Source organism: Brevundimonas aurantiaca (genome assembly GCF_014199955.1).
Classification (GTDB): domain Bacteria; phylum Pseudomonadota; class Alphaproteobacteria; order Caulobacterales; family Caulobacteraceae; genus Brevundimonas; species Brevundimonas aurantiaca.
Genome location: NZ_JACHOQ010000001.1, coordinates 469,350 through 495,446 on the forward strand (window position 1 = coordinate 469,350; position 26,097 = coordinate 495,446).

Below are 26,097 nucleotides of genomic sequence, written 5' to 3' on the forward strand. Positions count from 1 at the left end.
GAGGGAGCGCCCCTCCGATCCGTCATGCCCAAAGCCGGCCCCAAAGGCGGCTGTCGATGACAGGTCTCGACAAGGGGGAGCCTAAGCGCTCGTACCGCTGAGGCGGTACAAATACGATTACGTCAGCAACCAGGCGTTTATGATGCAGGAATGCGACACGGTATAATATTGTCGCGCCGCAGGCGGCGGTCTACTCCAATTTACAAGTCGATTGTGTCAGCTCTTCAGCAACCGCGGAAGCGGACAGGCGTATCTGGGGGATACAAGATGAAAGTTGCTTTGCTAACCGGCGCCGCAGTGGCCGCCGTACTGGGGGGTCATGCCCATGCCCAGGAAGCCGCACCGGCTCAGACCGTGACCGAAGTCGTCGTAACCGGTTCGCGCATTAAGCGGCCGCAGTTCGACGGGACGATTCCCGGGGTGCAGGTCACCAAGGAAGAAATCATTCAGCGCGGCTTCAACAATGCTTACGACATCGTGCTGAGCCAGCCGATGGTCTATGCCGGCGCCAGTCCTTATGGAAGCAACGGCGGCCAGACCTCAAGCCTGGGCACTGCCTTCGCCGACCTGCTGGGTCTGGGCAGCCAGCGCACCCTGACGTTGGTCAACGGCCGCCGTCAGGTGTCGGGCAACGCCGCGACGCTGTTCGTCACCGGCAACAACGCCGGCTCCCAGGTCGATCTCGGCGCCATTCCGTCGCAGTTGATCGACCGCGTCGACACCCTGACCGTCGGCGGCGCGGCCGCCTATGGGTCGGACGCCATCGCGGGGGTGATAAACTACATCATCAAGGACAAGTACGTCGGCAGCGAGGCGCGCGTGTCTGCGCGGACCTCCGAGCAGGGCGACGCCAACCGCTACAGCTTCAGCGTCATCCACGGTGAGAACCTGATGGATGACCGGGCCAACCTGACCCTGGCCTTCGAAGAAACCAAGACCGACGCCCTGTACGCCGACGCCCGGCCGTGGACGCTCGACGCCGCGACCGGCGTGACCAATGCGTTCAACGGGTCCAAGCGGAACCCGAACTTCGCCGCCAACGCAGCGATTGACATCGCCGGTCTGAACAACGGGGCGTTCCTGCGCAACACCGACGACGGCATCCCGTCCACGGCCTACGCCTACTTCACGCGCAACTCGCTGCAGTATCCGTCGGGTATCGCGTTTACCCCGACGAGTTCCACTGCGGCCTGTCCGACGACGATCGTCGGGGTGACGGCGTGTCTGTTGCCGACGGGTTCGGTCAGCTCGACTTCGCAGTTGGTCCCCGGCATTCCCACCGGCAACGGCCTGTACTTCACCAATGCGCCGTCGGGCACCTTCCCGAACTTCGCGCCGACCTCGCTGCCGACCGGCGTCACGGCTGCGGCCGTGTTCGCCAGGTACGGCGTGACGCCGCCCGCCGGCCTGACCGCCGCCCAGCAGAACACTCTCGCCATCAACGTGCTGCAGAGCAAGCTGCCGACCCTGCGCGAGTATCTGGCCCAGAACCCGAACACCGACATCAACCTGATCGTCGGCTCGCTCTATTCGAACATTCCGCGGATCGCCAATACGGACCCGGCGACTCGGGCGTTGTTCCCCTTCATCGCCAAGCCGGTGCGCTTCAACGCCAACGGCGAGGCCGAAAATTGGTCGTTCGCCAATATCGGGGCGCAGGATCAAGGCACCTTGGGCTCCGCGCCCGGAATCGAAGGCAATAACACCAGCCGCTACAGCCTGATTCAAAACGAGCAGACCCGTAAGAACTTCACGGTCTTCGCGACGTTTGACATCAACGACCGGATCAAGGCCTACAGCCAGAACATCCATTCGACGGTTGAAACGGTGCTGCCGCGAAATGGGGCTTCCGGTAACGCCGTGACCTCCGCCGGGAGCGAGACTTCGGGCATTCTGATCAGCATCAACAACCCGTACCTGAGTGCGACGTCGCAGCAGCTGCTGCGCAGCAGCGGCGCGGTCAATAGCGCCAACAACTTCATCATGTCGCGCACCAACCAGGACATCCTGGGCGACAACCCTCAGCGCGGCGTCACCAACATCGGCAACTTCGCCCAAGGCCTGAAGGGCGACTTCGACTTCCTGCACCGCAACTGGACCTGGGACGTGTCCTACACCTACGGCAAGGCTGATGGTAAGGTCGAGTTCACTGGTATTCGGGACCTGGAGTACCTGCTGGCGATCGACACCGTTCGCGACAGCAGCGGCGCCATCACCTGCCGCGCCAAGACCAACCCTTCCGCCTATCTGGGCAAGAGCCCGTCGGTGATTGTCACCAACCTGGCCGACACTCCGGCGGCGAATGGCCTGGTCGCGAAGCAGCCGTTCCAGCCCGTCGTGACCCAGGCCATGATCGACAGCTGCCAACCGCTGAATCCGTTCGGCTACAATCAGATGACGCAGGCGGCGAAAGACTACGTCACCGCTCAGCAGTTCTACGCCTTCGAGAACGTCCAGACCTTCCTGCAAGGCTCGGTGACCGGGGACCTGTTCGAACTGCCGGGCGGTCCGCTGGGCGTGGCGCTCGCCGCCGAACGCCGCACCACGAAGAACGACTACTGGGTCGATGACGTTTCGCGCTACGGTCGCACGCGATCGGCGGCGATCTCGGCGACTCAGTACGAGACCGAGGCGCAGGAATACGGCGTCGAGGTGAATATCCCCGTCCTGGGCAATGGCTTCAACCTGCCGTTCGCCCAACGTCTGGAAATCAACTCGGCGGTTCGTTGGTCCAAGCAGACCGGCGACGCCGCGACCTTCGTAAACCAGCAAGGTGCGACGGTCAGCCCGACCTACAACGGCGACTGGTCGAAGATCTGGTCGCTCGCCGCCACTTTCCAGCCGATCCGCGACATCACCTTCCGCGGCAATGTCACCCGCTCGATTCGCCAGCCGGACGGCGTCGAGCTGTTCTTGGGCGGTCAGGCTTCCTTCACGTCGATGAGCGACCCCTGCGCAGTCGGCAATATCAACTCGGGCCTGAACCCGGCGACGCGGAAGGCCAACTGTATCGCCGCTGTTCGCGCGGCGGGCTACGCATCGACCAACGCCGAAGCCGAAACCTTCCTCAGCACCTTCAGTCCCGGCACGCCTTCGGTGCTGGGCGCCCGCTTCGGCAACGATGAACTGAAACCGGAGCGCGGCGAAAGCTGGACGGCGGGCGTGGTGCTTGAACCGCGCTACGTGCCGAACCTGCGGATGTCGTTCGATTACATCGACATCCAACTGAAGGACCAGCTGACCCGCGTCTCGGCGGAACAACTTCTGACCTACTGCTACGACTCCGCGTCCTATCCGGACAATAGCGGCCAGTTCGGTCTGAACACCTGCGGCTCGGTTCCGCGGTACACGTCGGGGACGGAGCCGAACCCCAGCCGCGCGTTCAGCGTCAACGACGGCTGGCAGTCCACATATCTGAACCTGGCTCAGACCAACCTGCGCGCCGCCAACATCGTCGTCGTCTATCGCAAAAAGCTGGCGGAGCTGTTCGGGTCGTCGAGCGACTGGGGCAGCGTGTCGGTGAACAGCAACCTCTACCGCGTCTACGAGTCGAGCTTTAGCCCCACGGGTCTGGCGGGCGACACCGAGCAGTATCTCGGCAGCATCGGCACGCCGAAGTGGCAGAGCAACACCACGATCGGCTACACGCGCAAGAGAATCTCCACCAGCCTGAACTTCTACACGCAGTCCGACACCATCCGCTTCAACGGTTCGGTGCCGGCGACGATCGAACAGAACGCCTACCTCGACCGCAAGGGCTACGCCATATACAACCTGTATGTCGGCTATCAGCTCAACGATGAGGTCGATGTGCGTTTCAACGTCAACAACCTCTCCAATAAACGGTGGGAAGAGGAGGCGGTCGGCGCCATCTACAGCACGGTTGGCCGCACCTTCCAGTTCAGCATCAACGGGCGCTTCTAGAGCCTGATCTGTTGCCCAGGAATCGCCTCGCGGTTCCGCTGACGCCTTAATCAGGCTCCAGATTAGGGCGAGAGCAGGACCCATCCTTCTGCCGGAACCGCTGCGCGGTTCCGGCAGAAACGATTCTGCTCTGGCGGCTCTGGCCAGGCGATCAGCAAGCAAACCCGTCGTCTGAGGCTCTCACAGGCCACGTCACCTTGGCGGTCAGCCGCCTCGGCAACACCCCCACAGCCTGATCGGCGCACCCTTTTTTGGGCCTGAACCTCGGCCGATCGCGGTCTGCAGACGGGCCCTGCCCAAGGTCCAGTCCAACATCCGATACAGGTTGATCGGTCCTTGATCGGATCGCAGACCATGGTTTGGATTGCTCTAGACCTGGCCCAGGGTCCGAAGCTTGGCGCGGGGGTGGATTTCGTTCTGGCTCATGACCACCGTCTGGCCCCGGAACCGCTCGATGATCGAGCGGACATAGGGGCGAGTCTGGGGCCCGGTCAGCAGGACGGGATTCTCGCCGGACATGGCGATCCGTTCGAAGGTGTCGCGGACGGCGCGGATGAAGTCCTGCAGCCGCGACGGCGCCATGGCCAGCTGCTTGTCCTCGCCGCCGCCGATCAGGCTTTCGGCGAAGGCGTTCTCCCATTCGGGCGACAGGGTGACGATCGGCAGGGCGCCGTCGCCGCCCTGGTGCTGCCAGCACAGCTGACGGGCCAGGCGAGCGCGGACGTGTTCGACCAGGGTGGTGACGCTGGTGCTGTGGGGCGCGGCCTCGGCCAGCCCTTCCAGAATGGCGGGCAGATCGCGGATCGACACCTTCTCGCGCAGCAGGGCCTGAAGCACCCTTTGCAGGGTGGTGACGCTGACGACGCTGGGGATCAGCTCCTCGACCAGCTTCTTCTCTTCGGTTCCCAGCTCCTTCAGCAGCTTCTGCACCTCGCCGTAGGACAGCAGGTCCGCCATATTTTCCTTCAGGATTTCGGTCAGGTGCGTCGTCAGGACCGTGGAAGGATCGACCAGCGTATAGCCGTGGAAGGTCGCTTCTTCGCGCAGGGTTTCGCTGATCCAGGTGGCGGGCAGGCCGAAGGCGGGCTCGCGCATATGTTCGCCCGGCAGTTCCACCTGCCCCCCGGCGGGGTCCATCGCCATCAGATGCCCCAGACGCACCTCGCCCGCCCCAGCCTCCATCTCCTTGATGCGGATGGCGTAGCCCTGGGTCGGCAGGCGCATATTGTCCAGAATGCGGACCTGCGGCATGACGAAGCCGTATTCCTGGGCCAGCGATCGACGGAGCGCCTTGATCTGGTCGGTCAGACGCCGCCCTTCCAGATCATTGATCAGGCTGAGCAGCGAATAGCCCAGCTCGATCTTGACCTCGTCGATCGTCAGCACGTTCGAGATCGGCTCTTCGACCTCCTCCTTGGGGGCGGCCGCAGCGGCGACCTCGGCCTCCGTGGGCTGGGGCTTGAGCCTTTGGCGGCCCAGGCGCCAGGCCATGAAGCCCGAACCGATGGCCAGGGCGGCAAAGGGGATCAGCGGCATGCCGGGGATCAGGCCGATCAGACCCGCCGCCCCCGACACCACGCCCAGCGACACGGGGTTGGTGGCCAGCTGGGTCACCAGGGCCTTGTCCGCCGTGCCCTCGACGCCGGCCTTGGACACCAGGAAGCCGGCGGCGATCGAGATGATGATGGCCGGCACCTGGGTGACCAGACCGTCGCCGATGGTCAGCTGCACATAGGTGTTGGCGGCGTCCATGGCCGGCATGCCGTGCTGCAGGGTGCCGATCAATATGCCGCCGATGGCGTTGATGAAGGTGATGATCAGGCCCGCGACGGCGTCGCCGCGCACGAACTTCGAGGCGCCGTCCATGGCCCCGAAGAAGGTCGATTCCTGCTCCAGCTCCTTGCGGCGCAGCTTGGCCTGGTCCTCGGTGATCAGGCCCGACGACAGGTCGGCGTCGATCGCCATCTGCTTGCCCGGCATGGAGTCCAGGGTGAAGCGGGCCGAGACTTCGGCGATCCGGGTCGAACCCTTGGTGATGACGACGAAGTTCACCACCAGGATGATGGCGAAGATGATCACACCGATGATGAAGTTGCCGCCCATCATCAGCTCGCCGAAGGCGTTGATCACCTGGCCGGCGCTGTCGTGCCCTTCCTGACCGTGGGTCAGGATCAGCCGCGTCGAGGCCAGGTTCAGGCCCAGGCGGAACAGGGTCGAGACCAGCAGAACCGTCGGGAAGATGGCGAAGTCCAGCGGCTTCTTCATCATCACGGCGGTCATCAGGATCAGCACGGACGAGACCAGCGAGATCGCCAGCAGCAGGTCCAGAAGCATCTTCGGAACCGGCAGGATCAGCAGCATGATCACCCCGATCACGCCGACCGCCATCAGCACTTCGCCGCGGTTGATCCAGCTCAGCACGTCGCGACCGGTGGGGCGCGCCATGCCGTCCTTCATCATGATCGGCGCATCAGTCACGGCCCAGGGCCTTCAAGGCGCGGCGGGTGGCCTCGGCGATCACGGCGTCGCGCTGATCCTCCGTCGCCGAGGCGGCGCCGGTGAAATAGGCGGCGATGATGACCGGCGAACCGCTGAGCGGGGTCAGCATGCCCACGTCGTTCGTCGTGCCGCGGGCGCCCGAGCCGGTCTTGTGCGCGACGCTCCAACCCTCGGGCGCGCCCGCCTTGATCCGGTTGGGGCCGGTCGGGGAGGCGGTCAGCCAGCCGTGCAGCAGGGCGTCGTGCGCCGGCGTCAGTCGATCGCTGAAGGCCATTTCGCGGATGTTGGCGACGGTCTGTTCCGGCAGGCAGGTGTCGCGCGGATCGTCAGGCAGGGCGGTGTTCAAGTCCGGCTCCAGCCGAGAGATGACGGTCGTCGTGTCGCCGAAGGTCGGCCACCACGAACGCCATACGCCGATTCCGCCCATCTCGCGGATCAGGATATTGGCGGCCGGATTGTCGCTGACCTCCACCGCCGCCTGCATTAGTTCGCGGATGGTGAGCGTCCGCCCCACCGCCTTTTCGGTCACGGGCGCATGGGGAATGATGTCGGCCGAGGTGATGCGGACCGGCCGGTCCAGCCTTTCCTCGTCCCGCTGCACCCTTTGCAGGATGGCCGCCGCCAGAAAGGGTTTGAAGGTCGAGCAGAAGGGAAACCGCTCCTGGCTGCGCCACAGCGCCCGCACCCCGCTGCCGACGTCCAGGGCGGCGACGCCCAGCCGCCCGTCCCACCGCGTCTCCAGATCGTTCAGGAACAGGTCCGGGGCCGCCTCGGCCTTGACCTTGGTCTGGCTGCGCGGCGTGCAGGCGGCCAGGCCCAGCGCGCCTGCGCCGGCCATCAGCCTCCGCCTGTCCAGACCGCGCCCCATGCTCAGGCGGCGTAGCCCGAGGCCGAGACGCCGGATTGCGGGGCGGGAATGACCGTCCCCTCCTCGGCGTATTCGTTCAGCTTGTTGCGCAGGGTCCGGATGGAGATGCCCAGGATGTTGGCCGCATGGGTGCGATTGCCCAGACAGTGGGTCAGGGTATCCAGGATCAGGGTCTTCTCCATCGCCGCCACCGTCTGGCCGACGAAGCTGCGGGTCACGGCGTCGGCCGCCTGGGCCGCCCGGGCCGCAACGCCGCCGCCATAGGGGTTCCCCACGGCCGCCGTTCCCATCATGCCGCCGCCTTCCGCCGTCAGCGGCTGGCCGTCCGGCAGGCGGATGGCGTCCACATCGATCTCGGGTCCGGTCGCCAGCAGCACGGCCCGGTGCATGGCGTTTTCCAGCTCACGGACGTTGCCGGGCCAGCGGTGGGCGCTGATCGCCTGACGCGCCCGCGCCGACATCGGCCGCTCGGGCACGCCGTTGGCCGCCGCATATTTCTTGATGAAGTGATCGGCCAGCACCCCGATGTCGCCCGGCCGTTCGCGCAGGGCCGGCAGGCGCAGATTGACGACGTTCAGCCGGTACAGCAGGTCCTCGCGGAACGTGCCTTCCGCCACGGCCTTGGCCAGGTCGCGGTTGGAGGTGGCGATGATGCGGATATTGACCGGCACGGGCTTGGAGCCGCCGACCCGGTCGATCACCCGCTCCTGGATGGCGCGCAGCAGCTTGGCCTGGAGCCGGGCGTCCATCTCGGAGATTTCGTCCAGCAGCAGGGTGCCGCCGTCGGCCTCTTCGAACTTGCCGATCCGGCGGGCGACGGCGCCCGTGAAGGCGCCCTTCTCGTGACCGAACAGTTCCGATTCCAGCAGATTATCGGGAATGGCCGCGCAGTTGACGCTGATGAAGGGCTTTTCGGACCGGCGCGAATGGTCGTGCATGTAGCGCGCCATCACCTCCTTGCCGACGCCGCTTTCGCCGGTGATCAGGATGGAGGCTTCGGAGCGCGCCACCTGATCGGCCAGTTGCAGCACCGCCTTCATCGCCGGATCGGCTGAGATCATCGGCTTTTCGTCGTCGGCGACGGCGGCCAGGACCGCCGCTATCATCTCCGCATCGGGCGGCAGGGGGATGAACTCCTTGGCCCCGGCCTTGATGGCGGCGGCCGCCTCGCGGGCGTCGGCGTCGACCCCGAAGGCCACCACCGGCACAGTGATCCGCTCGGCCTCGTTCGCGGCGATCAGGGCGGCGATGTCGAGCTGATAGTCGACCATCAGCAGGTCGGCGCCCTGCCCCCGTCGAAGCTGTTCTGTCGCCTGATCCGCGCGCTCGACGTGACTGACCTTGGCGCCGTGCGCCATGGCCATCTTCACCGCCGAAGCGAGCTGCCCGCTCAGTCTGCCTACCACCAGAAGACGCATCGTTCTTCTCCTCTAATCCTTCACCCGGTCCGACGCGCAGCGCGCGTCAGCCGCCCGAGTCCTCAGTCTTGATGATTTCCGTCATGGTCACGCCCAGCCGATCCTCGACCACGACGACCTCGCCGCGCGCGATCAAACGGTTGTTGACGAAAATGTCGATCGCCTCGCCGACCTTGCGGTCCAGCTCCAGCACCGAACCCTTGTTCAGCTTCAGCAACTGGGCGACCGACATGTGCGACTTGCCCAGCACGGCCGAGATATTGACCGGAACCTCGAACACCGTCGCCAGATCGGCGGCGGTTTTTTCGCCCGCGTCGTCGGCGACGGCCAGGGCGGTGGAGTCGGGAAATTCCTCGAGCGATAGATCGTCGGAGGCCATCAGAACTCACTCCGGTCGGTGTGGATTGGGGGTTCGGCGTGTCCCGCCTCGGCCGCCAGGGCGGCGCTCAGGGCCTCCGCGACGCGGGCGGCGGAACCTTCGGGATCGTGATCGGCGCGACCGTCGGCCCACTCCAGCTGGAAGGCGGCGACCGCCATGCCGGGTTCGTCGCGGAAGGCGACGACGCCGGTGAAGCCGCTGTCGGCGCAGGCCTGTTCGATTTGGCCGCGCACCACCTCGTCCAGGCCCGAGGCCCGGATCACCAGGCGCGGCGAGGCGTCGATCTCTTGAGCCAGGGACTCCAGGGCGGCGCGCAACGGCGCCTGGGGGAAGCGGTGCAGGGCGGCGTCGGCGATGGCCCGCGCCGCCGCCAGGGCCAGGTCGGCGGACTGTTCGCGATGGGTCTGGGCGACGGTTCGCAGCGACGGCAGGGCGGCGGCGGCGGCCTGGGCGATGTTGGTCAGGGCCATGGCCCGGATGTTTTCGACCTCGGCGAGGGCCTCCTGGCGCGCCTCCAGCCGGGCGGTGGCGACCAGGGCCTCGACCTCTGCGGGCATGTAGCTGCGTTTGACCGGCTTCCAGGCGCTTGCGCGCACCACCGCGCCGTCGGCGTCGAACTCGGTGTCAAAGGCGAAGGGGGTGCTCATGTCAGTAGATCAACTCGTCGTCGGAGCCTTGGCCGGCCAGCATGATCTCGCCGCGCGCGGCCAGATCCTTGGCGACCTGGACCATGGCCATCTGGGCCCCATCCACGTCCTTCAGCCGCACCGGCCCCATGGACTCCATGTCTTCGCGCAGGATCTTGGCGGCGCGTTCGGACATGTTGGAGAAGAACATCTCCCGCAGCCCTTCGGAGGCCCCCTTCATCGCCAGGCCCAGCGAGTCCTTGTCCACGGCCCGCAGAAGGGTCTGAACCCCGCCCGGATCCAGCTTGGACAGGTCTTCGAAGACGAACATCAGGGCGCGGATGCGTTCGGCGGATTCGCGGTTGCGCTCTTCCAGGGCGCCGATGAAGCGCGCCTCGGTCTGTCGGTCGAAACTGTTGAAGATGTCGGCCATCATTTCGTGGCTGTCGCGCTTGGAGGTGCGCGCCAGGTTCGACATGAATTCGGTGCGAAGGGTCGCCTCGATCTTGTCCAGGATTTCGCGCTGGACAGGCTCCATCCGCAGCATCCGCTGGACGCATTCCAGGGCGAAATCCTCCGGCAGGGCCGTCAGCACCCGGGCGGCGTGGTCGGACTTCACCTTGGACAGGATGACGGCGACGGTCTGGGGATATTCGTTCTTCAGATAGTTGGCGAGAACCGCCTCGTTCACATTGCCCAGCTTGTCCCACATGGTCCGGCCGGCCGGACCGCGGATTTCCTCCATCAAGCCGTCGACGCGATCCTTGGGCAGGAAGGCGCTGAGCAGCTTCTGGGTCTGTTCGAAACTGCCCATGACGGCGCCCGTGCCCGACAGGCCGGACACGAACTCCAGCATCAGGGCCTCGACCGCCTCGGCCGTCACATTGCCCAGGGTCGCCATGGCCTGGGAGATCTCCTTGACCTCCTCGTCGTCCAGCCTCTCCCACAGGGCGGTGTGGTCTTCGCCCAGGGCCAGCAGGATGACGGCCGCCTTCTCGGGGCCGGTAAGCCGATTGGGGTCCTCGATGACCGGCTTTTTCGAAACCAGCTTGGCCATCAGCCTTCCGCCACCCAGTTGCGCAGGATGTTGGCGGCCTCGTCAGGATGGGCCTGGACGAAGTCGGCGACCTTCTTGACCGAAGACGCCTTCACCTGCCCTTCGATACGGGCGATGTCGATCTTCTGGTCCATTTCGTTCGGCGCAGGCAGTTGCACCAGCTGGGGCTGGCCGTCCGGGCCGATGACGGTCGTGGTCAAGGTGGCGACCGGCGTGCCGTCCGGGGCCGTCAGAGCCGGCGCTCCAGGACCGGCCGCCCCGCCCGAGCCGGCCGTCTTCAGCAAGGGCCGCAGGACGAAGAAGATCAGCAGCAGCGCCACTGCCGCCAGGATGCCCAGCTCGATCAGCCGCATGACGTCGGTCTTGGAGAAGTCCAGCAGCGAAGGCTTGTCGTCCAGCCCGCCGGGCAGGCCGGTGTCGCGGTTGAAGCGGACGTTGATGACCTCGATCTTGTCGCCGCGGGCCTCGTCTATGCCGGCCGCCGCCGCGACCAGGGACTTGATCTGAGCGATCTCCTCGGCCGAGCGCGGCGCATAGGTCGGCTCTCCCTTGCCGTCGGCGGCCGGGGTCCATTTGCCGTCCACGGCGACGGCGACGGCCAGCTTCTTGACCTCGCCCGGCTCCTTGGTGGTCGTGGTGGTGGTGTTGGAGATTTCGTAGTTTGTCGTCTCGGCGTTCTCGGCGGTGGTCGAGCCGGCCGGCGTGGTCGCGGGCGGGGCGCCGCCCGGGATGTTGTTCGCCGCCGTCACGCCGCCGTCGTTCTGGCCGGTCGTGTCCGAGGACTGCGAGCCGTTGGCCGTGGTCGAACGCACGACCTGGCCGTCGGGATCGAACTTCTGTTCCTGGGTGGTGGAGCGGCTTTGGTCGATGTCGGCCGTCACCTGGACCCGCGCCGAGCCGACGCCGACGACGCCCTCGACGATGTCCTTGATGCGCGCCTGAAGCTGGGCCTCGGTATTGCCCTTGGTTTCGGCCGCAGAGGCCGAGGTGAAGCCGCCGTCGTCGCCGGCCGCCAGGGTGCGGTTGTTCTGATCGGCCACCGTGACCCGGTCCGGCTTCAGATTGGGCACGGACGAGGCCACCAGATTGCGGATGGCCCGCACCTGATCCGCCGTCAGATCCCGCCCACCCAGGCCGACCAGCACGGCGGCGGTGGGTTCGCCCGCAGCAGCGGTGAACATCTCGCGACGCGGCATGGTGATGTGGACGCGGGCGGCGGTGATGCCGCGCATCGACATGATGGTGCGGGCCAGTTCGCCTTGCAGGGCGCGCTGTTCGTTCAGCTGTTGCTGGAACTCGGTCTGGCCCAGGACCGACTGATTGTCGAAGATTTCGTAGCCGACCGAGCCGGAGGTCACGAGCCCCTTTTCGGCGATCAGCATCCGCGCCGTGCCCACGTCGTCGCGATTGACCATGACGGTCGAGCCGTCGCCCTTGGAGGCGTATTTGATGCCGGCCTGCTGCAGGGCGGCGGTGATTTCGCCGGCTTCGCGCAGATCGAGGTTGGAATAGAGCAAGGCGTCCGGCGCCTGGCCCACGCGCAGCATGACGGCGACCAGGACGGCGGTCACGCCCGCGGCGACGCCGAGGACGGCGGCCAGACGACCGATCCCGAACTTCTGCAACGCCGCCGTAAAGCCGCCCACGCGCCCACGCCCCAAACTCACGGGAGACACCGACGCCCCGCTAGGCAGAAAATGCCGTGTCGATGGTAAATGGGCCGTTAAGAGACCTTTACGGGCGAACCGCCGCTTCCAGCTCAGTCAGGACCGGTGGCGCGCCGGACGGCAGGGCCGCCCTGGGATCCTTCAGCCAGGCGGCGATGTCGCGATAGACGATCTCGGCGTCCAGATCGCGGTCCAGCAGGTGCCAGCTGTCGGGATACCAGGCCGTCTTCAGGGCGCCGCCCTCGGCCACGGCCCTTTGCAGGGCCTTCTTCATCTGATCCCTTTTGACGATCTCATCGTGCGCGCCGTACATCAGAAGGGCGTCGCCGCGGATGCGGCCCAGGCTGCGCGACGCCGTCTCCATCAGATCGACCAGGCCGTAGATGGTGTCGAACCGGGTGGCCAGGATGCTTTGCGGGTCGCGGCCGTTGCGGACCAGCTCCAGCGTGTTGCTGGAGGCGTGGATGTCGCGCGTGATGAAGCTGGGCGGCTCCAGGGCCACGCCGCCCGCCAGACGCGCGGCGATGTTCAGGACGGCGCTGTTCAACGGCCCCTGGGTCGACCAGCCCCAGACGCCGGGCGCCAGCAGCACCACCCGGTCGGCGTCGGGCGGATCGTCCGATCCGAAGGCGGCGGCGGCCACCGATCCCCCCATGCTCTCGCCGACCACGGCGATGACGGCATGGGGATGGCGCGCGCGGGCCAGGGCCGTCGCCTCGCGCAGGTCCTGGGTCATCTTGGCGGTCCCCGCCCAGACGCCCCGCCCCGGCGCCGCGCCGAAGCCGCGCTGGTCATAGGCCCAGGTCTCGATTCCCTGTTCGGCCCACCAGGGTCCGGCCAGTCGGAAGCTGGCGGCGTGGTCGTTCATGCCGTGCAGGGCGACGATGACCGCCCAGGGCTCGCGGTCGGTCGGGCCCCAGCGCATCAGAGGCAGACGCGCCCCGTCCGACATGACCAGGGCGTGATCCTCCACGTGCGGCCCGGCGAAGCCCGGCGGAGGCGTCATCGGCGGCTGGATATGGGGCGCGGCGCAACCGGTCAGGCCCAAGACCAATCCTGCGGCCGCGATCAGTCCTCTGGAGGTCATGCGCGCATCCTCATCGGCGTTAAGATCGAGGCGACGCGCATCCGCAGATAGGGGATCACCTCGTCCTCAAACCACGGGTTCCGTCTCAGCCAGGCCGTATTGCGCCAGGACGGGTGCGGAAGCACCAGATGGTCGGGGGCGTAGTCCCGCCAGGCCCGCACCGTTTCGGTCATATTACGTTGGGTTCGTGCGCCCAGGGCCCAGGCCTGGGCATAGCCGCCGACCAGCAGGGTCAATTCCATCTGCGGCAGGGCCTGCATCAGCGGCGGCCGCCACAGCTCGGCGCATCGGGCGGGCGGCGGATAGTCGCCCCCTTTCGGCGCCGTGCCGGGATAGCAGAAGGCCTGGGCCGCCACCCCGATGCGGCGGTCGGCGTAGAAGGTCTCATAGTCCACCCCCATCCAGTCGCGCAGCCGGTCGCCGGACGGATCGGTGAAGGGCAGGCCGCTTTCATGCACCCGCCGCCCCGGAGCCTGGCCGCAGATCAAGAGCCGCGTCTCGGGAAAGACCCGAACCACCGGGCGCGGCGTATGCGGCAGCACGCCCGCGCAGGCGCGGCAGGCGCGGATGTCGCTCAGAAGGGCGTCGAGACTTCCCACGCCCCGCTCATCCCCGCGAAGGCGGGGACCCAGATCATTGGGGGCTTCCGTCTCGCCGATTTTCAGCGATGCCGATCCCAAAAGCCTTGCCTCAAGAAAAGGACTGGGTCCCCGCCTTCGCGGGGATGAGCGGAGTGGTCAATCTTCGATGTCGTCCTCGGCGACCGGCGGACGGCGGCTCAGCGCCAGGGCCGCCTCCTCCTCGGTCGGCAGACGCAGGCGCGTCACGCCGCGGAAATTGTCCGGATCGACCGGCTTGCCCTTTTTGGTGATGGTCAGCCTGCCCTGGCGCATCAGGCCCAGGGCCGCAGCCCGCACCTTGGGCAGCATCCGCTGCCACTGCTCCGGCTGCAGCGCCTTGGCCACCTCGGCCGGCTCGATGCTCTTGCCCGGCTCAAGCCCGGCGAGTTTATTCAAGATTGCGGTTTCGATCGGATCGCTCATTGCGCCTATATGCTGCACCGCGAGACCAGAAGTAAGGCCGAGTCGTCATGCCGAAGAAAATCACCGTCACCGAGGGCGAGTTCGCCGGTTGGCAGACCTATGACCTGCACGACACCTTCGACGTCGTGGTCGGCCCCTTCTACGGCAAGCTCGATCCCAACGGCCACATGCGCTGCGCCTTCCGCGCCGAACAGAAACACATGAACGCCGGCGGGCGGATGCACGGCGGCTGTCTGATGACCTTCGCCGACATCGCCATGTTCCAGATCGCCTATCAGGAGATGGAGGGCGCCTCGGGCGTGACCGTCCAGCTGGACTCCACCTTCATCGACGGCGCCTATGTCGGCGAACTGATCGAGGCGACCGGACAGGTGACCAAGGCGGGCAAGAGCCTGATCTTCGTGCGGGGCCAGATCAACACCGGCGAACGGCTGCTGATGACCTTCTCGGGCGTCATCCGCAAATTCACGCCGCGCGCCTGAACCGCACGACCAGGGCCATAAGGACGGCGAAACCGGCGGCGGGCCACAGGGCCGCCAGTCCCAGACGGCCGAAGACCAGCGCGCCCAGAACCGCCCCCAGGATCAGGCCGGCCCAGAGCGTCAGATAACCCTTGTAGGCGGAAGGGTCCCCGCCCCTGACCGCGCTGGCCAGGGCTTGGCCCAGTTTGACGAGCGTGCCGGTCATATAGGTCAGGCTGACCCCGACCTCGCCGTTCCTCAGAAAGACCGAATTCTCCGCCCCCATCGCCATGACCATCAGGCCGACGGCCGCAGGCGTCAGCCCCGCGCCCGCCAGGGCCGCCGCCGACGCCAGCAACAGGGCCTCGAACATCAGAACCCGGCTGCGCGATCGCGCATCCTCGCCGCCCGCGACCAGGGCGCCGAAAAAGGAGCCCAGAACGAACAGGGCCAGGATCCCCGCCAGCTGTCCGGCCGCCGGCCAATGCCCTTCGGCGAGGTTGGCGGCCAACCGCGTGGAGTTGCCGCTCATGAAGGAGACGAACACCCCGCCCAGGTGCAAAAAGCCCAGGCTATCGACATAACCCGCCAGTCCTGCGAGCAGCAGGGCCAGCCGGCGGTCAGACGGCGCCAGCAGCCGCAAGGCGGCTCAGACCCCCGCCTTGGCGGCGGGGCGCTCGCGGCAGGCGTCGAACCAGCGGTGCAGGTTCTCGAACTCGGCGGGCGGGCGGTAGCGGACCAGCCGGGCGAAGTCCAAACCGACCACGGCGACGATGTCGGCGATGGTGAACCGATCCAGGGCGATGAATTCCCGCTCGGCCAGATGCCGGTCCAGGGTCTTCATGAACCGCTCGGCCGAAACTCGGTTGTACTCAGCCACCTGCGGGATCTGAACCGCCTCCAGCGCGGCCAGGGCCGGGTGCGAGTGACGCACGTTCAGCATGATCGGATTGGACAGATAGAATTCGCACCGGCGCGTCCACATTTCGACCACCGCCTGTTCGCGGGCGTCGCGGCCGAACAGGTTCGGCTCTGGATACAGGGCCTCCAGATAGCGGCCGATAGCCACGGATTCGGAAATGGTCGTGCCGTCGTCCAACTCCAGCGCCGGAACGTGAGGCACGCCGACCTTGGCGCGATATTCGGCCTTCTTGTGCTCGCCCGTCAGTATATCGACGTCGATCAGTTCGACGTCTTCGATCCCCTTCTCCGCCATGACCCATCGGACCCGCCGCGGATTGGGGGCGCGGTGCGAGGTGTAGAGCTTCATCGGGACGCCTCCGTTGTTTTGGGAAACGCTACTGCCCGAAGACCGTCGCTGGCAAGGCGCCGACGATGGCGGCGCTCATCAGCGTGGCCATGAAGCCGGCGAACAGGGCCTTCCAGATCAGCCCCAGAACCTCGTGCCGACGCTCGGGCATCAAGACCGACAGGCCGGTCACGGTAATGCCGACCGAACCGATGTTGGCGAAGCCGCACAGCGCATAGGTCATCAGCATCCGCGTCCGCTCGCTCATGGCCTCGGCCGGTATCTTACCCAGGTCGATGAAGGCCACGAACTCGGTCAGGGCCAGTTTGACGCCCAGCAGCCAGCCGCCCTGCCCCGCCTCGCGCGCGTCCACCCCGATCAGCCAGGCCAGGGGGGTGAACAGGACGCCCAGAATCCGCTCGACCGTCAGCGGCTCGCCGAAGACGATCAAACCGCCCAGCATGATGTTGACCAGGGCGACCAGGGCGACGAACACAATCAGCACGGCCGAAATGTTCAGCACCACCATCAGCCCGTCCGAGGTGCCCTTGGAAATGGCGTCGATGGCGCTGTCGTACTTCAGGGCCGAGTCATAGCTGATGGCCTGAGCCGCCTGTTTGTCGGGCTCGGGCACGATGATCCGCGCCAGCAGCACCCCGGCCGGGGCCGAGACGATGGAGGCGACCAGCACGTGGCCGGCCGCGTTCGGCAGGGTCTGGGACAGGATGCTGGCGTAGGCCACCATGGTCGATCCCGCCACCGTCGCCAGACCGACGGTCATCATCAGGAAGATTTCGGACCGGCTCAGCTTGTCCAGATAGGCCTTGATGACGATCGGGCTTTCGATCGTGCCCAGGAAGATGTTGGCCGCCACCGCCAGGGCCGAGGCGCCGCCCAGCCCCATGGTGCGCTGAAACAGAAAGCCGAAGCCCCGGATCAGCCACTTCAGGATCTTCCAGTGCCACAACAGGGCCGACAGGGCGGAAATCACCATGATCAGCGGCAGGACGTTGAAGGCGAAGGTGAACAGGGCGCCTTCGTTCTGAACCGCATAGGGCTGATCGCCCCCGCCCAGATAGCCGAAGACGAACCGCGTGCCCTGCGCCGTCGCCACGGCCAGGCCGTCGATCGCCCCCGTGACGGCGGCCAGCACCGTTCGCGACCCCGGAATGGCGAACAGGGCCAGCACCAGCGCCGCCTGAACGGCGACGGCGCCGATCGCCAGCTTCCAGGGGAAGACCCGCCGGTTCTCCGAGATCGCCCAGCAGACGGCGATGATGACGACCAGGCCGAACAGGCTCTGGAGGTTCAGAAGGCTGAACATGAAACGGCGATCCCTGCCCGGCCCGCGCCGGCTTCATCCGCTTCAAGGACAAAGTGACGCGGCTGACAAGAGGCGTGCGAAAAAGGGCGGAGCCGACGCCCCGCCCTTTTCCTTGCCTTCGGAAGGCTTGAACCGGCTTACAGCTGGCGGCGCACCAGCTTGCCGTAGGTCTCCATCAGGTCCAGCGACAGGGCGCCGGGGGTGAAGCGGTAGTCGCCCACCTCGGCCACCGGGGTCACCTCGACGGCGGTGCCGGTCAGGAAGCATTCGGAGAAGTCCGACAGCTCTTCGGGGCGGATGTCGCGCACCACGACCTCGATCCCCTTGGCCTTGGCGATCTCGATCACCGTCTGACGGGTGATGCCGTCCAGAATGTGCTCGACGCTGGGGGTGTGCAGCACGCCGTCCTTGACGAAGAAGACGTTGGCGCCGGTGGCCTCGGCCACATAGCCGCGCCAGTCCAGCATCAGGGCGTCGGCGAAACCGTTCCGCTCAGCCGTGTTCTTGGACATGGTGCAGATCATATACAGGCCGGCGGCCTTGGCCGTGGTCGGGGCCGTCGCCGGGTCGGGGCGGCGCCACTTGGCCCATTCCAGCTTCAGACCGCGCGCCTTGACCTCGGGATCGAAATAGCTGGGCCAGTCCCAGACGGCGACCGCCAGGTGGACCTTGTTGTTCAGGGCCGAGACGCTGGTCTGTTCAGGCCCCAGATAGGCGACCGGACGCACGTAACAGTCGGTCAGACCGTTCTTGGCGCAGGTTTCGTTACAGATGGCGTCGATTTCAGCGACGCTGTAGGGTATCTCGAAATCGAGCAGGTTTGCGGACCGCTTCAGGCGCTCCGAATGCGGCGTCAGCTTGAAGATTTCGCCGCCGTACATACGCTCACCCTCGAATACCGACGAGCCATAGTGGAGGGCATGGGTCAAAATATGCGTTTTCGTTTCCCGCCAGGGCACGAATTCGCCGTCAAACCAGATCCATCCATCGCGATCGTCGAAAGGAACGAAGGCCATTGAAACACGTCTCCTGCAGAAGTCTCCCTGTTAGAGCCCCCCGAATCGCTCAGGTCAACGGCTGGGATCGGGAGAATCGCGCATGAGCCTGACTGAAACCCGCTCTTACGGCCGCTCGGGACCCATCGCGGGACCGGGGGTGGGCCGTCATCTGCTGATCGTCGATGACGACGACCGCATCCGCGAACTGCTGAAGGAATTCCTGGCGCGGGAAGGCTACCGCGTCACCGGCGCCGCCCACGCGGCGGCGGCCAAGCGGATGATGGAGCTGATCGAGTTCGACCTGGTCGTGCTGGACGTCATGATGCCCGGCGAAAGCGGCCTTGACCTGACCTCCTGGGTCCGCGCCAAGGCCGAGACATCGAAGACGCCGGTCCTGCTGCTGACGGCGCGGGGCGACCCGGAAGACCGGATCGAAGGTCTGTCGCGCGGCGCCGACGACTATATGTCAAAGCCGTTCGAGCCGCGCGAACTGGCGCTGCGCATCGACGCCATCCTGCGGCGCACCGGCGGCAAGCCGATCGGCCCGCGCGAGATCAAGCTGGGGACGGCGGTCTTCGACATGGAGCGGCTGGAGCTGATCCGCGACGGCGCGCCCCAGCGCCTGACCGAGGCCGAGGCCCAACTTCTGAAGACCCTGGCCCTTCACGCCCATGCCCCGGTCGAGCGGATGAGCCTGTCGCCCGACACGGCCGACATCACCGGCCGCGCCGTGGACGTCCAGGTCACCCGCCTGCGCCGCAAGCTGGAGGTCGATCCCAAGAACCCGCGCTATCTCCAGACCGTGCGCGGCGTCGGCTATATGCTGGCGCCCGACTGAGGGCGGACCCGACGCCATGCGGCTGCTGCCCGCCTATCTGTGGCCGCGTTTCCTGAAGCGGCGGATACCGACCTCGCTGTGGGGCCGGTCGCTGCTGATCATCGTCCTGCCCGTGCTGGTGATGCAGGTGGTGGTGACCTGGATCTTCTTCGACGCCCACTGGCAGACGGTGACGGCGCGCCTGTCCGAAGGTCTGGCCGGCGACATCGCCTGGGCGGTCGAAAGCTATGAGGACGACCCCAGCCCCCGCAATCTGGAGCGGCTGGCCAGCCGGGCCGAACGCTCCATGTCCCTGTCGATCGCCCTGCAGGAGGGACGCACCCTGCCGACCGAAACCCGGCGTGGGCCGATCGGGGTGGTGGACCGGGTGCTGGACCGCGCCTTGGACGCCCGCCTGGACCGCCCCTACTGGTTCGACACCACCCGCTACCCCGCCTATGTCGATATTCAGGTGCAGGAGCCGCAAGGGGTGCTGCGGATCATCGCCCCGCGGGAACGCGCGGTGGCGACCCAGGCCCACATCTTCGTCCTGTGGCTGGCCGTCGCCACCATACTGCTGATGGGGGTGGCGATCCTGTTCATCCGCAACCAGGTCCGCGCCATCGAACGGCTAGCCGATGCGGCCGAGGCCTTCGGTCGAGGCGAGACCGTGCCCCGGTTCAAGCCGCACGGCGCGCGCGAGGTGCGGGCCGCCGCGACCGCCTTCCTGGCCATGCGCGACCGCATCCAGCGTCATATCGACCAGCGCACCGCCCTGCTCGCCTCTGTCAGCCACGATCTGCGCACGCCCTTGACCCGGCTTCGACTGGAGCTGGCCCTGGCCCCCCCGTTCAAGCGTCAGGCCGCCATGCGCGGCGACCTGGACGAGATGGAGCATATGATCGACGAATATCTGGACTTCGCCCGCGGAGAAGCCGGAGAGCCGCCGAAGCCGGTGTCCATCCCTGATCTGCTGAAGACGGCCGGCGAGGACGCGAAACGCGCCGGCGCCGAAGTCGAGCTGGCGGCGCCGGAGGGGCTGACGGCCTCGCTGCGCCCCCTGGCCTTCAAGCGGGCCCTGGTCAATCTGGCGGGCAACGCCGCTTCGCACGGCGAAAGGGTGCGGCTGTCCGCCCGCGCCCTGGCCTCGGGCGGGCTGGAGATCGCGGTGGAGGACGACGGGCCCGGCATTCCCGAAGACATGTATGAGGAAGCCTTCCGACCCTTCTCGCGCCTGGACGAATCCCGCAATCAGAACCGCAAGGGTGTCGGCCTGGGCCTGGCCATCGCCAGGGACGTCGCGCGGGGACACGGCGGCGACGTCACCCTGGACCGCAGCGACATGGGCGGACTGAAGGCGATCATCCGCCTGCCCGGACAGGCCTCCATCGTCGCCCCCTCTAGCGAAACGGGGGGCCAGGGCGCATCTTCAGTTCGGACAGGGCATGGAGATGAAAACGATGCGTAAACTCGCCTTTCTTGCGCCGCTTGCCGCGACCCTGGCCGTCGCCGCCATGGCTCAGGCGCAGAACCCGAACGTCAACGTCACGATCGGCCCCGACCTGCAGCGCCAGGTCGAAAAACTGGGCGATCGCGAAGTCAATGAACAGATCGCCGCCCTTCAGACCGAGGTGGGCAAGGCGCTGGCGCAACGCTATCCCGGCGCCACGGCCAATCTGGTCCTGAACGATCTGAAGCCGAACCGGCCGACCATGGAGCAGATCCGCCAGAACCCGAGCCTGGACCCCATCCGCAGCGTCTCGATCGGCGGCGCCGCGATCAAGGGCGAAATCGTCACCGCCGACGGCCAGTCGCGGCCGGTGGACTTCTCCTACTTCTCGCCGAACATCCGCGACGTCTGGGGTTACAGCGTCTGGCGCGACGCTGACCGGGCGTTCGAACGGTTCGGCGACCAGATCGAACGCGGCCGGTTCTAAGAGGTCTTAGAGCATGATCGTTTCGGACGGAACCGCTTCGCGGTTCCGACAGAAGCGTGAATCATGCTCTCGCTTTAATCTGGAGCCTGATTCACCGTTTCAGCGGAACCGCTTCGCGGTTCCTCCTCAACGGATCAGGCTCTAGGCGCCCATTTCGCGGTTGCGGTGCACCGCCGCCGCGACGGTGTCGTTCAGCATCGCCGTCAGACGGCCGTCCCTCGCCATGGCCTCCAGCCCCGCGCGGGTCGAGCCGCCGGGCGAGGCGATCCGGCCGATCAAGGCGTCCAAGGGATCATCGCCCATCGACTCTGCGGCGGATCGCAGGGTGGCGCGGGCCAGAACGTCAGCCGTGCCCGCGTCCAGTCCCGCCGCCTCCCCGGCGCGCGCCAGGGCCTCTGTGAAGGCGTAAAAATAGGCCGCGCCCGATCCGGCCACGGCCGTCGCCGCGTCCATCAGGGCTTCGTCCGCCAGATCGACCGTCTCCGCCATCCGTTGGAACAGGGCGCGGCCCAGGGCGCGCGCCCGATCATCGGCCGACCAGACCGAGGCCACCCCGCCTCCGCGCGAGACGCCGGTGGTCGGCATCACCCGCACGATGGGCCAGCCGCCGATCCCTTCGGCCAGGGTCGGCGCCGTGACGCCCGCCATGACCGACAGGATCACCGCCTGATCGCCCAGGAAGGGCAGAAGCGGCGTCATGACGTCGCGCCACAGGGCGGGCTTGACCGCCAGGACGATCACCTTGGCCTCGGCCAATACCTCGAGCGGCGGATTGACCCGCGCGCCCTGCGCCCGTGCGGCTTCTGCGGCGGGCTTTTGCGAGGGCGTCAGGATGATCAGATCGGAGGCCGCGACCGTCTGGGTCAGCAACCAGCCTTCCAGAATGGCCGAGCCCAGCCGACCGCAGCCGACCAGGACGACGGGGCCTTCAACCGGCTGGGGATCAGGCATCAGGCGTTGCCGACCGTCTCGAACAGGCAGGCCTCTATGGCCTCCTGGGGCTTCTTGTTTCCGCGCACCATGAAGTCGAAGGCGGGGTAATAGCGGTCCGCCGCCTCGATCGCCGCATCAATCATCGAGGCCGCCTGGGCCAGGGTCGGCCGCTCGCCCATCGGCAGGGCCAGGGAATGGCGGAAGACGATCTCGCCGTCCTCGGCCCAGACCTCGAAATGGCCCATCCAGGTGCGCTGATTGATCAGGCCGACCAGTTCGTGGGCGGCCGTCTTGCGGCTCTTGGCCACCTTCAGATCAAGGGCGCAGCACAGTTGCAGGCAGTCGCCCTCGGGCCGCCAGGCGAACCAAAGCTCGTAATCCTTCCAGTCCCCCGCGAGCGCAAAGGCCAGATCGCCGTCGTCGGTGCGATCGAACGGCAGGTTCTCGGCCGTAAGAACATGCTCCACGACCTCCAGCGGGTCGAAGGGCACGTCCGTTTCCTCGGGCCGGGCGATGTCCATCAAGTCTCTCAGTTCGGGCTGCGGCCGCCAGAATCACGGCCGTTAACAGAGTGGTAAGCCTGTTCGCGGATTCGGCTCAACCGGCTGCGTCCCCGGGTTGAGTTCCATCTGTGGACGTTCCCGCGGCGGGCTTGGTCGAGGTCTTTGCGGCGGGCTTCTTGCCGGCCTTCAATTCGGCGATCTCGGCCCGCAGGGCGGCGATCTCATCCTTCAGCACATCGAACTCGTCGCGACGGACCAGGTCCATCTCGGCGACGATCCGGTCGGTCTGGGCGCGCCAGGCGGTCTTGGCCTCTTCACCGGCCGCCTGGGCCAGGCCCATGGCGCCCGTCGTCAGCTTGGCGAACTCATCCAGAAGGGGATTGCGGGTCTGCATCGAAAGGCTCCGACTCGAACGTCGTTAACGGAGGGTCACCGACTATGGTGAACGAAACCTTTCTTTCTGCTGCTTCGGCGGCGCCATCAAGGCGTCGTGATGCGTCTTCACAGGCGACGTAGGCGGCGACGCTTGCTAAACCGCCCGTCGAGAGACTGGCCAGCACAGGAAATCCCCTTGCCCTTTCCCGAATTCGATCCGGTCCTGATCCATCTCGGACCGCTTCCGATCCGCTGGTACGCCCTGGCCTATGTGGCCGGCATCGTCCTGGGCTGGTGGTACGCCGCCCGACTGATCAAGACCGAACGCCTGTGGGCGCCGGGCAAGCCGCCGATCAGCACGACCCAGTTGGACGATCTGGTGCTGTGGATCGTGCTGGGCATCATCCTGGGCGGCCGGCTGGGCTACGCCCTCTTCTACAAGCCGATCATGTACGCCCAGCTGTTCACGGGCCAGACCCTGGGCGAACGGTTCGAGCTGTTCCAGCTCTGGACCGGCGGGATGAGCTTCCACGGGGGCTTCCTGGGCGTCTGCCTGGCCATCGTCCTCTATTCGCGCGGCCAGAAGATCGACATGCTGCGTCTGGGCGACGTCGTCGCGCCGGTGGTGCCGATCGGCCTGATGTTCGGCCGTCTGGCCAATTTCATCAACGGCGAACTGTGGGGCCGCGAGACGACCGTTCCCTGGGCCATCCGCTTCTGCAACGCCCGTATCCAGCAGATGTACGGCTTCTGCCCCGCCGGCGACGCGCCGCGCCACCCCAGCCAGCTCTATGAGGCGGGCCTGGAGGGGATCGTCCTGCTGTCCATCCTGTCGCTGGGCGTCTGGAAATTCGACCTGCTGAAGAAGCCCGGCTATGTCACCGGCCTCTTCCTGGTCGGCTACGGCGTCTGCCGCGCGGCGCTGGAGAATGTGCGCGAGCCCGACTACGGCATGCCCGACTTCCCCCTAGGCCTGACCATGGGGATGATGCTGTCCATCCCGATGATCCTGGTCGGCGCCTGGCTGGTCTGGCGCGCCTGGAACCGGCCGCCCGTCTCCGCATGACTTCGGCCGAAAGCCTGAAGACCCGTCTGGCGCGCGAGATCGCCCTGACAGGGCCGATGACGGTCGCCGACTATGTGACCCGCTGCCTGCATGATCCCAAGGGCGGCTACTACGCCTCGCGACCGGCCCACCAAACGATTCTGGGAGAAGGCGGCGACTTCATCACCGCCCCCCTGATCAGCCAGATGTTCGGCGAACTGATCGGCCTGTGGGCGGTCGAGACCTGGAACCGGCTGGGCGCGCCCGAGCGGTTCCGTCTGGTCGAGGTGGGGCCGGGCGACGGGACATTGATCAGCGACGCCCTGAGGGCCGCGCGCCTGGTTCCCGGCTTTCTGGAAGCCTGCGACCTGATCCTGATCGAGCCCAGCGGCCCCTTGCGTGATCTGCAGGCCAGGGCCCTGGCCGGCGCTGACCTGTCGCCGCGCTGGGTGCGCGACCTGACCCAGATCGAGACCGACGCCCCTGTCGTCCTGATCGCCAATGAGGTGCTGGACTGTATGCCCGCCCGCCAGTTCGTGCGCACCGAGGACGGCTGGGCCGAACGCCGGATCGGCGTCACCGACGACAACGACCTGATCTTCGGCCTGACCGCGATCACCGGCGGCTTCGAAAAGCCCGGCTTCGACATGACGCCGGGTCAGATTTTCGAGATTTCCGAACAGCAGGCGATCTTCGGCCGCGACCTGGCCCTGCTGATGAAGGCGGCCTCGGGCGCCGCCCTGCTGATCGACTACGGCCGCGCCCGCCCAGAGGCCGGCGACACCCTCCAGGCCCTGCGCCGCCACCAGAAGGTCGATCCGCTGGACAGTCCCGGCGAGGCCGACCTGACCCAGTGGGCCGACTTCCCGCGCGTGCTGGAGGCCGCCGTCCGCGCCGGCGCCGACGTCACCGGCTGCCTGGGACAGGGCGACTTCCTGCGCCGTCTCGGGATCGAAGCCCGCGCAGAACGGTTGAAAACGGGGCGCCCCGATGCGGCCCCCGTCATCGACCGCCAACTGAATCGCCTGACCGCCGAGGACCAGATGGGACGCCTGTTCAAGGCCGCCGCAGTCTTCTCCCCCCGCTCATTGGTCGTCCCGGGGTGGGACCAATGACCAGCCTGGCCCCCATCACCCATCCGCTGCTGACCGCCGCCGGGTTCGACCACGGCTTCTTCACCCGCGCGGGCGGCGTTTCGACCGGCATATACAAGGGCCTGAACACCGGCGTCGGCTCCAAGGACGACCCGGCCGCCGTGGCCGAGAACCGCCGCCGCGTGGCCGCCCATTTCGGGGCTGACGCCGATCATCTGAACGGCTGCTATCAGATCCATTCGGCCGTCGCCCGGGTCGCCGATGGTCCGTGGCGCGGCGACCGCCCCGAGGGCGATGCGGTCGTGTCGGCCGAGCCCGGCCTGCTGTGTTCGGTCCTGACCGCCGACTGCGCCCCCGTTCTGATGGCGGACCCTGAGACCCGGATCGTCGCCGCCGTCCACGCCGGCTGGAAGGGCGCCCTGGGCGGGGTGGTCCATTCCGCCGTCTCGGCCATGGAGGCCCTGGGCGCCGAGCCGCGCCGCATCCTGGCCGTCGTCGGCCCGTGCATCGCCCAGGCCAGCTATGAGGTCGGCGTCGATTTCCAGGAGCGGTTCGTCCACCACGACCCCGGCAGCGAACGCTTCTTCAAGCCCGGCGCGGCGGACGACAAGCGGCTGTTCGACCTGCCCGGCTTCGTCCTGTGGCGTCTGCAACAGGCCAGGGTCGGCCAGGCCGTCTGGACCGGCCACGACACCTGCGCCGACGCGGATCGCTTCTATTCCAACCGCAGGGCGTTCCAACGCGGAGAGCCGGATTTCGGGCGGTTGATCAGCGTCATCGGGGTCTGACTTAA

General features: G+C 66.9%; 25 protein-coding genes. 8 read left to right on the forward strand and 17 right to left on the reverse strand.

Annotated features, from left to right (window positions below; translation table 11 throughout):
* The first annotated feature begins 354 nt into the window (after nt 1–354).
* Nucleotides 355–3,924 (forward strand): TonB-dependent receptor, encoded by a 3,570-nt coding sequence (locus GGQ93_RS02315; protein ID WP_183214994.1) that lies wholly within the window; start codon nt 355–357, stop codon nt 3,922–3,924.
* Between the two features lie 369 nt (nt 3,925–4,293).
* Here the strand turns inward: GGQ93_RS02315 and flhA are convergent, their stop codons facing one another.
* The 10 genes from flhA to GGQ93_RS02365 all read right to left on the reverse strand — a co-directional run bounded on the left by flhA (nt 4,294) and on the right by GGQ93_RS02365 (nt 14,568).
* A complete protein-coding gene (gene flhA / locus GGQ93_RS02320) occupies nt 4,294–6,384 on the reverse strand; it encodes a flagellar biosynthesis protein FlhA (protein WP_183215242.1) in 2,091 nt (696 codons plus the stop codon).
* Between the two features lie 10 nt (nt 6,385–6,394).
* Nucleotides 6,395–7,261, reverse strand: a complete 867-nt coding sequence (gene bla, locus GGQ93_RS02325) for a class A beta-lactamase (protein ID WP_224764279.1) — start codon at nt 7,259–7,261, stop codon at nt 6,395–6,397.
* A 32-nt stretch (nt 7,262–7,293) separates the two neighbouring features.
* The gene (gene flbD / locus GGQ93_RS02330) at nt 7,294–8,709 is read right to left on the reverse strand and encodes a sigma-54-dependent transcriptional regulator FlbD (protein WP_054766495.1); all 1,416 of its coding nucleotides are present in this window, start codon (nt 8,707–8,709) and stop codon (nt 7,294–7,296) included.
* Between the two features lie 46 nt (nt 8,710–8,755).
* Nucleotides 8,756–9,088: a flagellar motor switch protein FliN gene (fliN, locus tag GGQ93_RS02335; RefSeq protein WP_054766496.1), complete on the reverse strand. Its 333-nt coding sequence runs from the start codon at nt 9,086–9,088 to the stop codon at nt 8,756–8,758.
* Complete coding sequence (locus GGQ93_RS02340; protein WP_054766497.1) at nt 9,088–9,735, reverse strand: FliH/SctL family protein; 648 nt, start codon at nt 9,733–9,735, stop codon at nt 9,088–9,090. Before GGQ93_RS02340 ends, fliN begins: the two co-directional genes overlap by 1 nt.
* Before the next feature lies 1 nt (nt 9,736).
* On the reverse strand, nt 9,737–10,771 hold the full coding sequence (fliG, locus tag GGQ93_RS02345) for a flagellar motor switch protein FliG (protein ID WP_054766498.1): 1,035 nt from the start codon (nt 10,769–10,771) through the stop codon (nt 9,737–9,739).
* Nucleotides 10,771–12,417, reverse strand: a complete 1,647-nt coding sequence (gene fliF, locus GGQ93_RS02350; RefSeq protein WP_054766499.1) for a flagellar basal-body MS-ring/collar protein FliF — start codon at nt 12,415–12,417, stop codon at nt 10,771–10,773. The genes fliG and fliF overlap by 1 nt, the downstream gene beginning before the upstream one ends.
* Before the next feature lie 88 nt (nt 12,418–12,505).
* Nucleotides 12,506–13,525: an alpha/beta fold hydrolase gene (locus tag GGQ93_RS02355; RefSeq protein ID WP_183214995.1), complete on the reverse strand. Its 1,020-nt coding sequence runs from the start codon at nt 13,523–13,525 to the stop codon at nt 12,506–12,508.
* A complete protein-coding gene (locus GGQ93_RS02360; protein ID WP_183214996.1) occupies nt 13,522–14,124 on the reverse strand; it encodes a uracil-DNA glycosylase family protein in 603 nt (200 codons plus the stop codon). Before GGQ93_RS02360 ends, GGQ93_RS02355 begins: the two co-directional genes overlap by 4 nt.
* 138 nt (nt 14,125–14,262) lie before the next feature.
* Nucleotides 14,263–14,568: a DUF3253 domain-containing protein gene (locus tag GGQ93_RS02365; RefSeq protein ID WP_182713271.1), complete on the reverse strand. Its 306-nt coding sequence runs from the start codon at nt 14,566–14,568 to the stop codon at nt 14,263–14,265.
* A 47-nt stretch (nt 14,569–14,615) separates the two neighbouring features.
* On the opposite strand from GGQ93_RS02365, the gene GGQ93_RS02370 reads away from it, so the two are divergent.
* Nucleotides 14,616–15,050, forward strand: coding sequence for a PaaI family thioesterase (locus GGQ93_RS02370; protein WP_183214997.1), 435 nt, complete (start codon nt 14,616–14,618; stop codon nt 15,048–15,050).
* Here the strand turns inward: GGQ93_RS02370 and GGQ93_RS02375 are convergent.
* The 4 genes from GGQ93_RS02375 to GGQ93_RS02390 form a co-directional block, all read right to left on the reverse strand.
* Nucleotides 15,034–15,672, reverse strand: coding sequence for a YoaK family protein (locus GGQ93_RS02375; protein WP_311734572.1), 639 nt, complete (start codon nt 15,670–15,672; stop codon nt 15,034–15,036). The two genes, GGQ93_RS02370 and GGQ93_RS02375, sit on opposite strands and share 17 nt — an antisense overlap.
* Nucleotides 15,673–15,678: 6 nt before the next feature.
* Nucleotides 15,679–16,299 carry a glutathione S-transferase family protein gene (locus GGQ93_RS02380; protein ID WP_183214998.1) on the reverse strand — a complete coding sequence of 207 codons (621 nt, stop codon included), beginning with the start codon at nt 16,297–16,299 and terminating at the stop codon, nt 15,679–15,681.
* Between the two features lie 28 nt (nt 16,300–16,327).
* A complete protein-coding gene (locus GGQ93_RS02385; protein ID WP_183214999.1) occupies nt 16,328–17,602 on the reverse strand; it encodes a NupC/NupG family nucleoside CNT transporter in 1,275 nt (424 codons plus the stop codon).
* A 137-nt stretch (nt 17,603–17,739) separates the two neighbouring features.
* Entirely contained in the window at nt 17,740–18,618 is an 879-nt protein-coding gene (locus GGQ93_RS02390; RefSeq protein ID WP_054766511.1) for a branched-chain amino acid aminotransferase, read from the reverse strand.
* Between the two features lie 82 nt (nt 18,619–18,700).
* Here GGQ93_RS02390 and GGQ93_RS02395 point away from each other — a divergent pair, with 82 nt between their 5' ends.
* From GGQ93_RS02395 to GGQ93_RS02405, 3 genes are read left to right on the forward strand one after another with little or no spacing between them, the layout of a single operon-like run.
* Nucleotides 18,701–19,438 (forward strand): response regulator, encoded by a 738-nt coding sequence (locus tag GGQ93_RS02395; protein WP_183215000.1) that lies wholly within the window; start codon nt 18,701–18,703, stop codon nt 19,436–19,438.
* Nucleotides 19,439–19,454: 16 nt separating this feature from the next.
* Entirely contained in the window at nt 19,455–20,885 is a 1,431-nt protein-coding gene (locus GGQ93_RS02400; protein ID WP_224764280.1) for an ATP-binding protein, read from the forward strand.
* Nucleotides 20,878–21,354 carry a hypothetical protein gene (locus GGQ93_RS02405; protein WP_183215001.1) on the forward strand — a complete coding sequence of 159 codons (477 nt, stop codon included), beginning with the start codon at nt 20,878–20,880 and terminating at the stop codon, nt 21,352–21,354. The genes GGQ93_RS02400 and GGQ93_RS02405 overlap by 8 nt, the downstream gene beginning before the upstream one ends.
* A gap of 141 nt (nt 21,355–21,495) precedes the next feature.
* Here GGQ93_RS02405 and GGQ93_RS02410 read toward each other — a convergent pair whose 3' ends face one another.
* The 3 genes from GGQ93_RS02410 to GGQ93_RS02420 all read right to left on the reverse strand — a co-directional run bounded on the left by GGQ93_RS02410 (nt 21,496) and on the right by GGQ93_RS02420 (nt 23,184).
* A complete protein-coding gene (locus GGQ93_RS02410) occupies nt 21,496–22,305 on the reverse strand; it encodes a pyrroline-5-carboxylate reductase family protein (protein WP_183215002.1) in 810 nt (269 codons plus the stop codon).
* Entirely contained in the window at nt 22,305–22,808 is a 504-nt protein-coding gene (locus GGQ93_RS02415) for a type III secretion system chaperone family protein (RefSeq protein WP_054766514.1), read from the reverse strand. The genes GGQ93_RS02410 and GGQ93_RS02415 overlap by 1 nt, the downstream gene beginning before the upstream one ends.
* Before the next feature lie 76 nt (nt 22,809–22,884).
* Nucleotides 22,885–23,184: an accessory factor UbiK family protein gene (locus GGQ93_RS02420; RefSeq protein WP_182713262.1), complete on the reverse strand. Its 300-nt coding sequence runs from the start codon at nt 23,182–23,184 to the stop codon at nt 22,885–22,887.
* Between the two features lie 177 nt (nt 23,185–23,361).
* Here GGQ93_RS02420 and lgt point away from each other — a divergent pair, with 177 nt between their 5' ends.
* From lgt to pgeF, 3 genes are read left to right on the forward strand one after another with little or no spacing between them, the layout of a single operon-like run.
* A complete protein-coding gene (gene lgt, locus GGQ93_RS02425; RefSeq protein ID WP_183215003.1) occupies nt 23,362–24,231 on the forward strand; it encodes a prolipoprotein diacylglyceryl transferase in 870 nt (289 codons plus the stop codon).
* Nucleotides 24,228–25,325, forward strand: a complete 1,098-nt coding sequence (locus GGQ93_RS02430; protein WP_183215004.1) for a class I SAM-dependent methyltransferase — start codon at nt 24,228–24,230, stop codon at nt 25,323–25,325. Before lgt ends, GGQ93_RS02430 begins: the two co-directional genes overlap by 4 nt.
* The gene (gene pgeF, locus GGQ93_RS02435; RefSeq protein ID WP_183215005.1) at nt 25,322–26,092 is read left to right on the forward strand and encodes a peptidoglycan editing factor PgeF; all 771 of its coding nucleotides are present in this window, start codon (nt 25,322–25,324) and stop codon (nt 26,090–26,092) included. The genes GGQ93_RS02430 and pgeF overlap by 4 nt, the downstream gene beginning before the upstream one ends.
* The last annotated feature ends 5 nt before the right edge of the window (nt 26,093–26,097 follow it).

Excerpts from the sequence above, each read along its gene's own strand:
- flhA (WP_183215242.1), bottom strand. The coding sequence starts at position 6,384 with ATGATGAAGGACGGCATGGCGCGCCCCACCGGTCGCGACGTGCTGAGC.
- fliG (WP_054766498.1), bottom strand. The coding sequence starts at position 10,771 with ATGGCCAAGCTGGTTTCGAAAAAGCCGGTCATCGAGGACCCCAATCGG.
- GGQ93_RS02420 (WP_182713262.1), bottom strand. The coding sequence starts at position 23,184 with ATGCAGACCCGCAATCCCCTTCTGGATGAGTTCGCCAAGCTGACGACG.
- GGQ93_RS02390 (WP_054766511.1), bottom strand. The coding sequence starts at position 18,618 with ATGGCCTTCGTTCCTTTCGACGATCGCGATGGATGGATCTGGTTTGAC.
- pgeF (WP_183215005.1), top strand. The coding sequence starts at position 25,322 with ATGACCAGCCTGGCCCCCATCACCCATCCGCTGCTGACCGCCGCCGGG.
- flbD (WP_054766495.1), bottom strand. The coding sequence starts at position 8,709 with ATGCGTCTTCTGGTGGTAGGCAGACTGAGCGGGCAGCTCGCTTCGGCG.
- GGQ93_RS02410 (WP_183215002.1), bottom strand. The coding sequence starts at position 22,305 with ATGCCTGATCCCCAGCCGGTTGAAGGCCCCGTCGTCCTGGTCGGCTGC.
- bla (WP_224764279.1), bottom strand. The coding sequence starts at position 7,261 with ATGGCCGGCGCAGGCGCGCTGGGCCTGGCCGCCTGCACGCCGCGCAGC.
- GGQ93_RS02355 (WP_183214995.1), bottom strand. The coding sequence starts at position 13,525 with ATGACCTCCAGAGGACTGATCGCGGCCGCAGGATTGGTCTTGGGCCTG.
- GGQ93_RS02400 (WP_224764280.1), top strand. The coding sequence starts at position 19,455 with ATGCGGCTGCTGCCCGCCTATCTGTGGCCGCGTTTCCTGAAGCGGCGG.
- GGQ93_RS02380 (WP_183214998.1), bottom strand. The coding sequence starts at position 16,299 with ATGAAGCTCTACACCTCGCACCGCGCCCCCAATCCGCGGCGGGTCCGA.
- GGQ93_RS02385 (WP_183214999.1), bottom strand. The coding sequence starts at position 17,602 with ATGTTCAGCCTTCTGAACCTCCAGAGCCTGTTCGGCCTGGTCGTCATC.
- GGQ93_RS02415 (WP_054766514.1), bottom strand. The coding sequence starts at position 22,808 with ATGGACATCGCCCGGCCCGAGGAAACGGACGTGCCCTTCGACCCGCTG.
- GGQ93_RS02340 (WP_054766497.1), bottom strand. The coding sequence starts at position 9,735 with ATGAGCACCCCCTTCGCCTTTGACACCGAGTTCGACGCCGACGGCGCG.
- GGQ93_RS02395 (WP_183215000.1), top strand. The coding sequence starts at position 18,701 with ATGAGCCTGACTGAAACCCGCTCTTACGGCCGCTCGGGACCCATCGCG.
- GGQ93_RS02405 (WP_183215001.1), top strand. The coding sequence starts at position 20,878 with ATGCGTAAACTCGCCTTTCTTGCGCCGCTTGCCGCGACCCTGGCCGTC.
- GGQ93_RS02365 (WP_182713271.1), bottom strand. The coding sequence starts at position 14,568 with ATGAGCGATCCGATCGAAACCGCAATCTTGAATAAACTCGCCGGGCTT.
- GGQ93_RS02370 (WP_183214997.1), top strand. The coding sequence starts at position 14,616 with ATGCCGAAGAAAATCACCGTCACCGAGGGCGAGTTCGCCGGTTGGCAG.
- fliN (WP_054766496.1), bottom strand. The coding sequence starts at position 9,088 with ATGGCCTCCGACGATCTATCGCTCGAGGAATTTCCCGACTCCACCGCC.
- GGQ93_RS02430 (WP_183215004.1), top strand. The coding sequence starts at position 24,228 with ATGACTTCGGCCGAAAGCCTGAAGACCCGTCTGGCGCGCGAGATCGCC.